Genomic DNA, 12936 nt, shown 5'->3' with positions numbered 1-12936 from the left:
TTTCCAGTGCACCCCGCCCGATGGCCGTTCCACCTGCTGGCAGGGAAACTCGTCTCCAGGCAGGCCTTGCTAGATGGCGCTCCAGCCGGTATCCGAAGCCAGGACCACGCCGTTGATGTTGGTGCTGTCCTCGCTGAGCAGGAAGGTGATCGAGGCGGCGAGCTGGCTTGCGGTAGCCATGCCCGGAATGATGCCCATCAGCGGAGGGATCACCTGCTGGGCAAATTCGGAGGCCATTGGAGCCTCGATATTGGTCTGCACCGCACCCGGAGCCACTGCGTTGAAACGCAGCCCCTTCTTGCCGTACATGACAGCCGAGTTCTTGGTCATGCCGATGACCGCGTGCTTCGAGGCCGTGTATGCGACGCCGGCGGCCGAGCCGCGCAGGCCAGCTTCCGAAGCCACATTGACCACGTTGCCCTGGCCGGCCTCGAGCATCAGCGGGACCACGGAACGGGTCAGCTTCAGAACGGAATTGACGTTCACATTCATGACCCGTTCCCAGGTCGAGTCCTCGATCTCGTGGATCGGCTCGAACTTGTCCATAATGCCGGCGACGTTGGCCAGCGCATCGATCCGCCCCTCGCCAGCTGCCACTACCTGGTCCACTACCGCTTGGTCGGTGATGTCGCCGGCCACAACGGCAACGTCCAGATCCGGGTTCTCGGCAACAAGCTCATCGAGCCGTTCGCGGCTGATGTCCGCGGCGATCACCTTGCCGCCTTCCTTGGCCACGCGCAGCGCGGTGGCCTTGCCGATGCCCGAACCGGCGCCAGTGACCACCACTGTCTTGCCGGCAAAACGTTCTGCGGTGACCTTTTCCTGCCATGCGTTTTCCATGCCCATAACCGTTCCTTCTGGTTGCCGATGAATTGGTAGTTTCATGTTATGACACACTGTGTCTTAACTCAATGGGCCATAATTGGGATATGCCTGACACCCGAGATTCCGTTGCCACGCACCTGCCTGGGCGCCCGCAGTCCATTGATCCCGACTCCGTGGCCCGCACCGCCCTGGCGCTCTTCGCCAAGCATGGCTATGGCGAAGTCTCGATGGCGCAAATTGCCGAAGAAGCGGGAATCGGACGCAAGAGCCTCTACCGCTATTTCGCTTCCAAGGCGGATTTGGTGTGGGGCGGCCTGCTGGAAGCTTCGGCCATTTCAGACGGCGCCTTCGCCTCGGCGAAGCAGGAGGGCCACGACCTGGTGGGTGCCATGCACGCTGCTGCGGTGGCAGCTTTCGATTCGCTGCCGGATCCGGAGGTCACGCGAGGACGCCTGCGGCTTATCGCTGACCAGCCCGAGCTCCTGGCCCAGGCCTCGATGCGGATGGGCAAGGACAACGAGCGGGTGCTGCGGCATTTCTCGGAAGGCGGGGTCAGCGCGCAGACGGCGCCCTATCTGGCGCTGGCCTTCGGCACGGTGACTTTTGCAGCATGGATCAGCTGGGCGCAATCTGCTGACCCCAGCCCGGAACCGTACTTGGCCGAGGCGATCAAGGTGCTTCGCTTGCCGTAGCCTGTAGCGGTTGCTAGCGCTTCTCCGCCCAGTTGTCATCGATCATGGCCGCGAAGTCGAAGGCTTCATCGAGGATCTCGCGAAGCGTACTGCCCGCCTCCCCAACCCAACGGGTCAGTGCATGGTCGTAAAGGGCCAGACCCAGCAACGCGGCGGTTTCAGCCAGCCGCTGGTTCGCGCAGAACGGCGACAGCGCCTGGGCCAGCGCTACCTGCTGCTCTCGCCGGGATTCCTGCCAGCTGGCCCGGAGCGCAGGGGTGCTCCTGACCAGCTCAATGCGGCCCTGCATCGCCACCGGATCCTGCTCAGCGAATACTACTGCCGATTCAAAGCTGCGGCGCAAAAGTTCCAACAAGCTCTCGCCCGGATGCGAAGACATGGAGCTGGCCATGTCGGAGAAGTGCGCGGTCATGGAACGCAACGCAGTAACTACCGCGTCCTCTTTTGACGAGAAGTACCGGAAGAACGTGGCACGGGATATTCCGATTGCCTGGGCTGCCTGCTGGGCGGTGACGTTCTCCATGCCGCGTTCGGCGAACACGGCATAAACCTGTTCCGCCAACTCGACTTTCATCTTTTCGCGCACTCGATCGCGAACCACGCTTCCCATGGCAAGAATTTTACTCTGAGATTCAAGGGCAGAAGTGAGACACAGTCTCTTTATACTGGTCATTGCCACTTTAGCTACGGTGTGTCGTTTCGGCCGCAGTTCACGGAACTCAATAAATCACGGAACATGATGACCGCTGAATCCTGCTTCGCTAGGCTCAAGAAGAGAGAAACTGACTACTCGAAGGACCACCATGGCACAGCAGATCGCGAACAGCATCGACCTCGGCCAGGGGTTGGAAGCCACCTCGCAGGGTTTTGGTTGCATGTCCCTGAGCGGGCCCTACGGATCGGCCGACGATGCCGAATCCCTGCGCACCTTGAACCATGTTCTTGATCGCGGCGTCACGTTCCTGGATACCGCCAACATCTACGGCGAAGGGCACAACGAAACCCTGCTCTCGCAGGTGCTCAAAACCCGTCGCGGCGAAGTCAACCTGGCAACCAAGGCGGGCATCGTGCGTCCGAAGAATCCGGGAGACCCACGCGCTAATGGCGACCCGGACTTCATCAAGAAATGCATGGATGCGAGCCTGCAGCGGCTGGGCGTAGACCACGTTGACCTGTACTACTACCACCGGGTGGATTCCCGGGTGCCAATCGAGGAGACTGTCGGAGCCTACAAGGAGCTAGTCGAAGCAGGGAAGGCCCGGCACATCGGCTTGTCCGAAGTGACTTCCGAGGAGCTGCGCCGAGCCCACAAGGTGCATCCAATTTCCGCGATCCAGATGGAGTACTCGATTTTCAGCCGGGACATCGAAAGATGGCTCTTGCCAGCCGCCAGTGAACTCGGCGTGGGCCTGGTGACCTACGCGTCGCTGGGTCGCGGGTACTTCACCGGAGAAGTTGATTCCCTGCAGCAGCTTGAAGCCAACGACATCCGCCATAACTTCCCGCGCTTCGAAGCGGCCCGCATGCAGCACAACCATCCATTGCGGCAAGTCATCGCGGAGGTGGCCCAGCGCGAAGGTGTTTCAACCGCCCAGGTGTCACTGGCGTGGGTTTATGAAAAAGCACGCGCATTCAATGTGGCCGTCTCCCCGATTCCGGGGACCCGCTTCAGCGCGCACTTCGAGGATAATCTGGGGGCGCTGGATGTCCGCTTATCCCTGGAATCAATGTCGCAGCTGGATGCCTTGGCTGCCCAGGTGGACGGTGAGCGCCAAAAGGACGTGATGTCGGTGTCCAAGAGCCGTGAAGAGGTGCAGATGGCCCGGATGTAGCTTCGCTGATCGCTACTGCGTAGAGTCGTGAAGGTAGCGCATAGCCAGCAGCTGGCAGCAGGAAAGGACTATCCCATGAGAATCGCTTTGGCGCAGGTTCTGAGCACCGCTGATCCGCAGCGCAATCTGGTAACAGTGCGCGATCATGCGCGCCGGGCAAAGGAAGCAGGCGCCTCGCTGGTGGTCTTCCCCGAGGCCATGCAGGTTTCCTTCGGCCACGATCTCGCCAAGTACGCGCAACCCCTGGATGGGCCCTGGGCTACACTGATCCGCCAGCAGGCGCGGGATATAGGCATCACCATTGCCGTGGGCATGTTCACCCCCGGTGAAGGCGGCCGGGTACGCAACACCTTGCTGGTCGCCGGTGAAGGCGTAGTTACCCACTATGACAAGATCCACCTCTACGATGCCTTCGGCTATGCCGAGTCGGATTCGGTGACGCCCGGAACTTCTCCGGTGCAGTTCGAGCATGAGGGAACGACGATCGGTTTGGCCACCTGCTACGACTTGCGGTTCCCGCGCTTGTTCACCCGCCATGCGAAGGCTGGTGCAGCGGTCAATATCGTCAGCGCTTCGTGGGGCCAGGGCGAGGGCAAGGCCGAGCAGTGGACCACCCTTGCGCAGGCCCGCGCCTTGGACGCGACGACGTTCGTGGTGGCAGTGGACCAGGCTGATCCTGAAAGCATTGGACGCAAGATCACCGGTACCGCGCCTTTGGGCGTCGGGCATTCGGTGGTGGTTGATCCGCTAGGACGCATTATTGCCCGGGCCGGTGCAGAACCCGAGCTGCTGGTAGTCGATCTGGATCTCAGTCAGGTCCAGGCCGCTCGCAAGCAGCTACCGGTGCTGGCCAACGCGGTCGACCTGTAGCCAGGCGGTTGGCTCAGCAATTGAGGCTTACCAGCCAGCCCATCGCTGGCGCCGGCGGCGAGGATGGGATCCCGGATATTACTGCGCGCTTCCAGCAGGACCCTTGAGGGGATGTGCTCGCCCAATCCGAGTTTCCGCCCGTGCGCTTTTCGATGCCATGGCCCACCGCTAAGTGCGAGAAGCCCGCGAGGCTACCGCCCGCCCGCTGCGCGATAGCAGGGATATTCCGCTGGATCTAGTCGCGAATTCAGCGAAAGCGCGGCAGAAGCGTAGCGGTGTTGCGGTCGCCAGATGAATGGCCAGCACTACTGGCAGCTCGCCTGCCGGCATGCTAGCCGTGGCCCGGACGCTGCCTTGGCGGTGACGAGGATGCACACTGATCCTCCAATGATGCTTTGGGTTCACGAACCGCCATCCCCAAGATGCTTCTGATCGGTGAATAGTCGTTGGAATATGGCTCTTCCCCCGCCTTGCGCCTTCCACTAGTCTGATTAGGATCCACCATGATTTTTTCCTGCCATCGGAGCCTTCAGTGCCACTAGCCTTACCCGAATCCACGCTGCCCCATCCCTCCTCGGCTCCTGCGCTGAATTGGGGCATCCTCGGGCCGGGGTGGATCGCCTCGCAGTTTGCCGCATCGCTGAACGACTTGACCGCCAGCCGGCTCGCAGCAGTCGGCTCGCGCACCTTGGCCCGCTCCGAGCAGTTCGCACGCACCTACGGAGACGCCGGAACCCGGGCCTTCGGCTCCTATGCCGAGGTGCTCGGGGACCCTGGGGTGGACGTCGTCTACATCGCCGTCCCGCACAGCGGCCACGCAGAACTTGCGCTCGAGGCGATCGCCGCGGGCAAGCATGTCCTGGTGGAGAAGCCAATGAGCCTGGACGCCGGGCAAACTTCCCGGATCATCGAGGCGGCCAAGGCTGCCGGAGTTTTCGCCATGGAAGCCATGTGGTCACGATTCCTGCCCATCGGCAATGTGGTTTCACAGGTCGTCAAGTCCGGAATCCTGGGGCAGATCATCACCGTTCAGGCTGATTTCGGCGCCAAGTTCGAGGTCGACTACGACTCGCGCATCTACGACCCGGCGCTCGGCGGCGGGGCCCTGCTGGATGTCGGCGTCTACCCTATTGCCTTCAGCGCCATGGTCTCCCCTGCCAAGCAGCTCCTGCACGCTTCGGGACGCACGGCCAAGACCGGGGTTGACGCTACCTTCACCGCGGTACTCTCCAATGAAGACGGTTCCACGGCAACGGTCTTCAGCAGCATCGAAACCGATTCGCCGCAGGGCGCATGGATTGCCGGCACGCAGGGCACCTTGGAACTCCAGCGCCCGATTTGCTGCGGTTCCGGGCTGGTGCTGCGCAGTGCCGACGGCAAGATCGCCGACAGCCGCGAGTTCACGGAAACCTCGCCTACTGCCGGTTTGGGCTGGGAAGCGGCCCACGTGGCCCAGTGCATTGCCCTGGGCCTGGCCGAATCCCCGGTCATGCCGCTGGCTGAATCGCTGGCGATTGCGCAGACCATGGATCAGATCGCGGCCACGCTGCGCACCAGCTAGTTTCCCAGGCCGCTGCGCTTCAGCTTGGCGCAATCAGCCGCGCTGGGCCGAAGCCTTCCAGGCGCTGTGGACCATCTGCTGCAGGCTATGGCGCATCTGCCAATCAAGGTCGCGGGCGGCCAGCTTCCCGTCGGCGACAATGCGCGCCGGGTCGCCCGGGCGGCGCGCTTCTTCCACCGCGGTGAAACCGATGCCGGTGGCCTTCGCTACCGCATCCATGATCTGGCGCACCGAGACGCCATCGCCGGAGCCCAAATTGTAGACCGGCTCCAATACCTCGCCGGCTTCCAGTTTCCTGGCCGCCTCCACGTGCGCCAGCGCCAGGTCGGCGACGTGCACGTAGTCGCGCACGCAGGTGCCGTCCTCGGTGTCGTAGTCGGTGCCGAAGATCTTCGGCGTCTTTCCGGCATTCAGCGCCTGGAAGACCAGCGGGAACAGGTTGTGCGGGCTGGCATCGTAGAGTTCTTCGCTGCCCGAGCCGACCACGTTGAAGTAGCGCAGCGAGGTGTGCTTCAGCCCGGTAGCCACCGCCTGGTCGCGGATCAGCCATTCCCCCACGAGCTTGCTCTGTCCGTACGGGGATTCGGGGAAGGTGCCGGTGGATTCGGTCACCACATCTTCGTCCGGGGTGCCGTAGACGGCTGCCGAGGAGGAGAAGACCATGTTGTGCACGCGGGAGGACGCCATGGCTTCGAGCAGGTGCGCGGTGCCGGTGACATTCTGCTCGAAGGCCAGCAGCGGGTGCTTCACCGATTCGCCGGCATACTTGTAGCCGGCCAAGTGGATGACCCCGGTGACCTCGTGGCGCTTCATGATTTCCACGAGCTTTTCGGTCTGCAGGATGTTCAGCTGGTAGAACGGCACCTGTTCGGGAACGAAGCCGTGCACCCCGCTGGACATCGAGTCCACGACGACCGGCTCAAGGCCTGCCGCGGACAGCGAACGCACCACGTGGGATCCGATATATCCGGCTCCGCCGGTCACTAGCCAACTCATGCCCGGCCTGCTCCTTCGTCTGCAATTACGGTGAAAATGGCCGGCTCGACATAGCCGGCCTGGTCAAAGGCTTCGCGGACGGCCTGGCTGACCGGTTCGATCTGCTCGCGCTTGACCAAGGCAATGGCGCTGCCGCCAAAACCGCCACCGGTCATCCGGGCTCCGATCGCCCCGGCCGCCATGGCCGCTTCCACGGCGGCGTCCAGTTCCTCGCTGGAAATCTCGTAGTCGTCGCGCATGGATTCGTGCGACTGGCAAAGCAGCTTGCCCACCGCGGGCAGGTCGCCTTCGCGCAGCGCGCGGACAGTATCCAGGACGCGGCGGTTCTCGGTCACGATGTGCTTGGCGAGGCGCTTGGCTACCGGGTCCCCAATGGCCTCCAGCTCTTCGATGCTGTGCACCTCGCGCAGCGATGCTACCTCCAGCACCGCGGCGGCCTGCTCGCAGCTGGTGCGACGGGCGGCGTAGCCGCCATCCACGTGCGAATGCTCTACGCGGGTGTCCATGACCAGGACCACCGCGTCATGCTGCGCCAGCGGCAGCGGCACGGATTGGGATTCCATGGATCGGCAATCCAGGAACAGCGCATGCTGGGCATGGGACATCAGCGAGGCGCTCTGGTCCATGATCCCGGTCGGAGCACCCACGAATTCGTTCTCGGCACGCTGGGTCAGCTGGGCCATCTGCACCTTGGACAGGCCCAGGCCGTAGAGATCGTCCAGCGCCACGATGGTCGCCACTTCCAGGGCATGCGAAGAGGACAAGCCCGAGCCCACCGGGACATCGGAGTCCACCATCAGCTCCAGCCCGCCAATCTGCACGCCATCGAGCTGGCTCAGCGCCCACAGCACGGCGGCCGGGTAGGCGGCCCAGCCGGGCACCGCGCGGGGCACCAGCTCATCGAGGGTAATGGAGGTGACCGGCGGTTCGCCGCCCACCCCGTAGGTGGAGGCGAAATCCAGCACCTGGCTGCCCGGCTCCAGCTGCGACTTGCGGCGCACGGCCACCAGCGCGTTCTTGTCGATGGCGAAGGGCAGCACATAGCCCATGTTGTAGTCGGTGTGCTCGCCGATCAGGTTCACCCGTCCCGGGGCCCGCCAGATGCCTTCCGGGTGGTGGCCGTAGGCCTTGGTGAACTTCTCGCGCAGGGCGTTGACGCGCACCGCGGTTTCCTTCGTTCCGCTGCGGCTCATGGCATGACCTCGCGCAGCCGTGCAGCAGTCTGCTCGGCCGGGACGTCGTTGATGAAAGCGCCCATGGCAGCTTCCGATCCGGCCAGGAACTTCAATTTGTCAGCGGCCCGGCGCGGGCTGGTCAGCTGCAGGTGCAGCCGTGAGGCCTTGCGGGCCACGGGCTCCAGCGGAGCCTGGTGCCAGGCGGCGATGTACGGGGTGGGCATCGGGTACAGCGCGTCGAATCCGCGCAGCAGGTCCCGGTACATCACGGCCAGCTCGGCTTTTTCGTCCGCATTGAGCGCGGCGAAGTCCGGCACGTGGCGGTGCGGCACCAGGTGCGCTTCCAGCGGCCAGCGGGCCGCGTAGGGCACGAACACGGAGAAGTGCTCGCCCTCGGCGACCATGCGCGTGCCCTCCTTGCGCTCGAAGTCCAGGATGTCGCCCATCAGGGTGCGCCCGGTCTTCTCCAGGTGCGCGATGCCCTGGCCGGCCATCTTGGCGGCGGTTGGCGCCAGGTACGGGTAGGCGTAGATCTGCCCATGCGGGTGGTGCAGGGTCACGCCGATATCCTGGCCGCGGTTCTCGAACACGAACACCTGCGCAATGCCCTCCATGGCGGACAGGGCGGCGGTGCGCTGCGCCCAGGCCTCGATGACGGTGCGCGCCCGGGCATCATCCAGCGATGCGAAGGAACCGGTGTGCTCGGGGGTGAACACCACGACCTCGCAGCGCCCGTAGGCCGGGGCCGGCTGCTGCACCGGTGCGGCCGCTGGAATCCGGCCCAGTGCCGGGCCCAGGGACGGGAAGCGGTTCTCGAAAACCACCACGTTGAAGTCCTCGGCAGGGATTTCGCTCTGCCGCCCGTGGACGCTGGGGCACAGCGGGCATTCTTCCTTGGGCGGGAGGTAGGTGCGCGACTGGCGGTGGGCCGCTACGGCCACCCAGTCCCCGGTCAGCCGGTCGTAGCGCAGTTCGCCAGGCTCCCCGCGCGGATCCAGCGGCCGGGTGTCGGCCACCGGTTCGGGCACGGCGGCATTGGCGTCGGCGAAGAAGATCGCCTCGCGGCCATCGGCCAGGTGATGGACCCGGTGGGTCGGTTCATGTGCTGCGGAGCCCTGCGGCATTGCAATCTCTCCAGTTGACTCGTGGTGGTTCCAAAGGTGGGTGGCGCCTGCGGTGCTAGCGCGGCTGGACCGGGCCGATCAGCCAGCTGGCTTCGTGGCTGGCGCCCGGTGCCAGGGCGATGACGTCCTGGCCGGAGTTGTAGCCGCCCGGCGGGCAGGTCATCGGCTCGATGGCCAGGCCGGTGCGGTCCAGGGCCGGATCATCGCGGTCGGCGGTGTGTATCTGGACCCACGGGCAGGCTTCGTCCCAGGTGATGTGCGATCCGACGCCCCCGGCCTCGGTGATCTCCGCGCGGAAAGAACCGTCCGCGCGGGCAGCCAGGCCAGTGTAGGCATGGTCGATGAAGAGATCCCCGATGGGCTTCGGGGTGCGGAAATCCAGCTCGGTGCCGGCGGCCTGAACCGTGTCGCGCGGCAGCAGGCGCGGGCCTTCGGTCAGCTGCACCTTGCCAGCTGGCAGGGTGAAGGTCCATTCATCCGCCTTCTTGCCCGGGGCGACCAGGTAGGCGTGCGAACCCCAGCCGAAGGGCGCGGTGCCCGTCCCGAGGTTGGTGGCGGCAGCGACGGTGCGCAGCCCGCCGGCCTCCAGCCGGTAGCCGATCACCAGCTGCACCTCGTACGGATAGCCGGCGCTCGGGGCGATGACGGTGCGCAGCTGGGCGAAGTCGGCACGGTGCTCGATGATCTCGAAGCCGGTATCGATCACCAGGCCGTGCAGGGCATGGCCGCGCTCCGGCTCGGTGACCGGCAGCTGCAGCTCTTGGCCTTCCCAGCTGTAGGCCCCGTCGATCACCCGGTTGGGCCACGGGGCCAGGATGGCGCCCGCGAAAACCGGGCGCGGCCCGTGCGGGTCGAAAGCGCGCACCAGCGGGCGGGAGCCGTACTGGAGCGAAACCAGGGTGGCGCCCACCGTGGCCACTTGCGCGGTGAAGCCATGGGCTTGCAGCGTCAGCACCGTTCCATTGGCGGTGTCCTTCAGGGGCAGTGCGAGGCGGTCCATGTCTTCATCCTTCTTGCTGGGCCATCAAAAACGTCGGGCACGCATGGGCCCTCCCGCAATCGCGTGCGGGTGGGCCCATGGCACCAGCGGCAGGCTAGTTGCCAGCGCCCGCGCGGCGCTTGTTGTAGATGTCGAAGGCGACTGCCAGAAGCAGCACAACGCCCTTGACGATCTGCTGGGTGGAGGCGCCCACGCCCATCAGCTGCATGCCGTTGGAGAGCACCGCCATCACCAGGCCGCCGACGATCGCGCCGGTCACCCGGCCCACGCCGCCGGTGGTCGAAGCGCCGCCGATGAAGCAGGCCGCAATGGCGTCCAGCTCGAACATGTTGCCGGCACCCGGCTGGGCGCCGTTGGAACGCGAGGAGAAGACCACGCCGGCCACGCCCGAAAGCAGGCCCATGTTGATGAAGATCCACATGTTGATCTTCTTCACGTTCACGCCCGAAAGCTTCGCGGCGGACAGGTTGCCGCCGATGGCGTAGACGTGGCGGCCGAAAACGGTCTTGGTGGTCAGCACGTGGTAGCCCAGGATCAGGGCAGCCAGGATGATCAGCACGATCGGCATGCCGCGGCTGGTGGCGATCTGCCAGAAGAACCAGAGGATGATGATGCCCGAGATGATGTTCTTGGCCAGGAACATGGCCATGGATTCAACGCTCTGGCCGTACTTGGCGCGTCCAGCGCGGTTGCGCCACTGCGAAACGAACAGTCCGGCCACGGCGATCACGCCGATGATCACGGTGAACAGGTCGAATCCGTTGCCGCCCAGCAGCCCGTTGAGGAAGCCGCCGGCGATCTGGCCGTATTCGCCGGGGAACGGCGAGAGCGACACGTTGCTCAGCACTTCGTAGGTCAGGCCGCGGAAGAGCAGCATGCCGGCCAGGGTCACGATGAACGCGGGAATGCCCACGTACGCCACCCAGAAGCCCTGCCACAGGCCGCACAGGGCGCCCACGGCGATGCCGGCGAGCATGCCGACCCACCAGGGCAGATCCCCCTTGATGACGATGACCGCGGAGACCGCACCGGTCAGCGCCACGAGGGAGCCGACCGACAGGTCGATGTGCCCGGCGACGATCACCAGGATCATGCCCAGGGCGAGGATCAGCACGTAGGAGTACTGCAAGATGATGTTGGTGATGTTGATCGGGCTGAGCAGCAGCCCGTTGGTCAGGATGGTGAACAGCACCACGATGAGCACGAAGGCAATGTAAATGCCCGAGGTGCGCAGGTTCTTGGTGAAGATATCCTTCAGCTCGCTTGTGATGGTCATCGGGTGCTTTCCTTCTCGATGGTCATGAGTTCCATGAGGCGTTCCTGGGTGGCTTCGCTGCTGGGCAGCTGGCCGGTCATTCGGCCGTAGGCCAGGGTGTAGATGCGGTCGCAGATGCCCAAGAGCTCTGGCAGTTCGGAGGAGATCACCAGCACGGCCTTGCCGGCAGCCGCCAGCTCGTTGATGATGGTGTAGATCTCGTATTTGGCGCCGACGTCGATGCCGCGGGTGGGCTCGTCGAGGATCAGCAGCTCGGGTGCGGTGTGCAGCCATTTGCCCAGCACGACCTTCTGCTGGTTGCCGCCCGAGAGGTTCCCGACCTTCGCCATCACGTTCGGGGTCTTGATGCGCATGGACTTGCGGTAGTGCTCGGCAATCTGGATCTCCTTGTTGCCGTCCACGAAGCCCTTGGAGGAGATCTTGTCCAGGCCGGCCGCGGTGGTGTTCACGCGGATGTCCTCGATCAGGTTCAGCCCGAACTTCTTGCGGTCCTCGGAAACGTAGGCGATGCCGGCCTTGATGGCCTTGCCCACGGTGGAGGTGTCCACCGGCTTGCCGTCCATCTTGACCGTGCCGGTGATGTTCCGGCCATAGCTGTGGCCGAAGATGCTCATCGCCAATTCGGTGCGCCCGGCGCCCATCAGTCCTGCAATGCCGACGATTTCGCCGGCGCGGACCTCCAGGTTGGCGCCTTCCACCACGGTGCGGTCCTGCTGGACCGGGTGCTGGACCGACCAGTCCTGGACCTCGAAGACCACGTCGCCGATCTGCGGTACGCGTTCCGGGTAGCGGGAGGACAGTTCGCGGCCCACCATGCCGCGGATGATGCGGTTCTGGTTGGACTCGGGATCGGCCATGTCCAGCGCCTCGATGGACTGGCCATCGCGGATGATGGTGGTGGTGTTGGCAATGTCCTCGATCTCGCCGAGCTTGTGCGAAATGATGATCGAGGTGATGCCCTGTTCACGCAGTCCGCGCAGCAGGTTCAGCAGGTGCTCGGAGTCGTCGTCATTCAGCGCGGCGGTCGGTTCGTCAAGGATCAGCAGCTTGACGTTCTTGCTCAGCGCCTTGGCGATTTCCACCAGCTGCTGCTTGCCCACGCCCAGCTGGCCTACCGGGGTGACCGGCAGTTCGTCCAGGCCCACGCGGGCCAGCAGGTCCGCGGCGCGGTGGTTGGTCTCGTTCCAGTCGATGAAGCCGCCGCGCGCGGTTTCGTTGCCGAGGAAGATGTTCTCGGCCACCGACAGGTACGGCACCAGCGCCAGCTCCTGGTGGATGATCACGATGCCCTGGGCTTCGGAGTCCTTGATGTTCGAGGCCTTGAGCTCTTCGCCTTCGAAAATGATCTGGCCCTCGTAGCTGCCGTGCGGGTAGACCCCGGAGAGCACCTTCATGAGGGTGGATTTTCCGGCGCCGTTCTCTCCGCAGATAGCGTGGATTTCGCCCTTGCTAACCGAAAGGTTGACGCCGTCCAGCGCCTTGACTCCGGGAAAAGTCTTGGTGATGTCCTGCATGTGCAGGATCGTGGTGTCCATAGTGCAGACGTCCTTGGTGTGTGCTGTGAGCGGTGCATCCGGTGGGCGGG

The 12936-nt window shown here is 64.4% G+C and carries 12 protein-coding genes; 4 read left to right on the top strand and 8 right to left on the bottom strand.

What is annotated here, in order from left to right; translation table 11 throughout:
- Nucleotides 1-69: 69 nt before the first annotated feature.
- The gene (locus ACNPM8_RS04100) at nt 70-840 is read right to left on the bottom strand and encodes an SDR family NAD(P)-dependent oxidoreductase (RefSeq protein WP_353615983.1); all 771 of its coding nucleotides are present in this window, start codon (nt 838-840) and stop codon (nt 70-72) included.
- Nucleotides 841-929: 89 nt separating this feature from the next.
- Between ACNPM8_RS04100 and ACNPM8_RS04095 the strand changes: the two genes are divergently transcribed.
- Nucleotides 930-1517 carry a TetR family transcriptional regulator gene (locus tag ACNPM8_RS04095; RefSeq protein ID WP_105656514.1) on the top strand — a complete coding sequence of 196 codons (588 nt, stop codon included), beginning with the start codon at nt 930-932 and terminating at the stop codon, nt 1515-1517.
- Between the two features lie 13 nt (nt 1518-1530).
- Here the strand turns inward: ACNPM8_RS04095 and ACNPM8_RS04090 are convergent, their stop codons facing one another.
- Complete coding sequence (locus ACNPM8_RS04090) at nt 1531-2127, bottom strand: TetR family transcriptional regulator (RefSeq protein ID WP_448939337.1); 597 nt, start codon at nt 2125-2127, stop codon at nt 1531-1533.
- Between the two features lie 193 nt (nt 2128-2320).
- On the opposite strand from ACNPM8_RS04090, the gene ACNPM8_RS04085 reads away from it, so the two are divergent.
- The 3 genes from ACNPM8_RS04085 (at nt 2321) to ACNPM8_RS04075 (ending at nt 5780) form a co-directional block, all read left to right on the top strand.
- On the top strand, nt 2321-3349 hold the full coding sequence (locus ACNPM8_RS04085) for an aldo/keto reductase (protein WP_448939336.1): 1029 nt from the start codon (nt 2321-2323) through the stop codon (nt 3347-3349).
- Nucleotides 3350-3424: 75 nt separating this feature from the next.
- Nucleotides 3425-4219: a carbon-nitrogen hydrolase family protein gene (locus ACNPM8_RS04080; protein WP_426735929.1), complete on the top strand. Its 795-nt coding sequence runs from the start codon at nt 3425-3427 to the stop codon at nt 4217-4219.
- A gap of 532 nt (nt 4220-4751) precedes the next feature.
- The gene (locus ACNPM8_RS04075; RefSeq protein ID WP_426735927.1) at nt 4752-5780 is read left to right on the top strand and encodes a Gfo/Idh/MocA family protein; all 1029 of its coding nucleotides are present in this window, start codon (nt 4752-4754) and stop codon (nt 5778-5780) included.
- Nucleotides 5781-5813: 33 nt separating this feature from the next.
- Here ACNPM8_RS04075 and galE read toward each other — a convergent pair whose 3' ends face one another.
- The 6 genes from galE to mmsA all read right to left on the bottom strand — a co-directional run bounded on the left by galE (nt 5814) and on the right by mmsA (nt 12886).
- A complete protein-coding gene (gene galE / locus ACNPM8_RS04070; RefSeq protein ID WP_105656519.1) occupies nt 5814-6776 on the bottom strand; it encodes a UDP-glucose 4-epimerase GalE in 963 nt (320 codons plus the stop codon).
- Nucleotides 6773-7969 carry a galactokinase gene (gene galK / locus ACNPM8_RS04065; protein WP_448939335.1) on the bottom strand — a complete coding sequence of 399 codons (1197 nt, stop codon included), beginning with the start codon at nt 7967-7969 and terminating at the stop codon, nt 6773-6775. Before galK ends, galE begins: the two co-directional genes overlap by 4 nt.
- Nucleotides 7966-9075, bottom strand: coding sequence for a galactose-1-phosphate uridylyltransferase (gene galT / locus ACNPM8_RS04060; protein ID WP_448939334.1), 1110 nt, complete (start codon nt 9073-9075; stop codon nt 7966-7968). The genes galK and galT overlap by 4 nt, the downstream gene beginning before the upstream one ends.
- Before the next feature lie 55 nt (nt 9076-9130).
- Entirely contained in the window at nt 9131-10075 is a 945-nt protein-coding gene (locus ACNPM8_RS04055; protein WP_448939333.1) for an aldose 1-epimerase family protein, read from the bottom strand.
- 94 nt (nt 10076-10169) lie between these two features.
- The gene (gene mmsB, locus ACNPM8_RS04050) at nt 10170-11351 is read right to left on the bottom strand and encodes a multiple monosaccharide ABC transporter permease (RefSeq protein WP_105656523.1); all 1182 of its coding nucleotides are present in this window, start codon (nt 11349-11351) and stop codon (nt 10170-10172) included.
- Nucleotides 11348-12886: a multiple monosaccharide ABC transporter ATP-binding protein gene (mmsA, locus tag ACNPM8_RS04045; RefSeq protein ID WP_105656524.1), complete on the bottom strand. Its 1539-nt coding sequence runs from the start codon at nt 12884-12886 to the stop codon at nt 11348-11350. Before mmsA ends, mmsB begins: the two co-directional genes overlap by 4 nt.
- Between the last annotated feature and the right edge of the window lie 50 nt (nt 12887-12936).

Source organism: Glutamicibacter sp. AGC46, from assembly GCF_053543715.1.
The sequence above is the reverse complement of the archived record's forward strand: the minus strand, read 5'-3'. Positions and strand labels throughout refer to the sequence as shown.